At 76.5% G+C, this 311-nt stretch carries 1 protein-coding gene; it reads left to right on the plus strand.

The genetic code is table 11. The annotated features are described in order from the left end of the window. Window position 1: 1 nt before the first annotated feature. The coding region (locus ADK36_RS50195; protein ID WP_267887410.1) for a beta-ketoacyl synthase N-terminal-like domain-containing protein at window positions 2-311 on the plus strand (310 nt) is incomplete at its 3' end.

The raw sequence follows: 311 nt of genomic DNA on the forward strand, positions 1-311 counted from the left end.
GGTGACCGTCCATCTCGCCGCCCAGTCGCTGCGGTCGGGCGAGTCCTCCCTCGCCCTCGCCGGTGGCGTGACCGTCATGGCGGGGGGGGGAGACCTTCTTCGGGTTTCCCCCCCGCGCCGGCCCCCCCCCCACCGGCCGCCCCCGGGGGCCCGGGAAGGAACGCCCCCCGCCCGGGCACCCCGCCCCCCAACCGCCCAATCTTCAGGTAGCCCCCGACCCCGTCGGGCCCTCCGCCCGCCTCGGGCTTATAGCCGACCGCGTAGTCGTGGTACATCTCGCCGGCGAAGACGCCGACGGCCTGTTCGCGCAG

The organism is Streptomyces viridochromogenes (assembly GCF_001270495.1).
Classification (GTDB): Bacteria; Actinomycetota; Actinomycetes; order Streptomycetales; family Streptomycetaceae; genus Streptomyces; species Streptomyces viridochromogenes_A.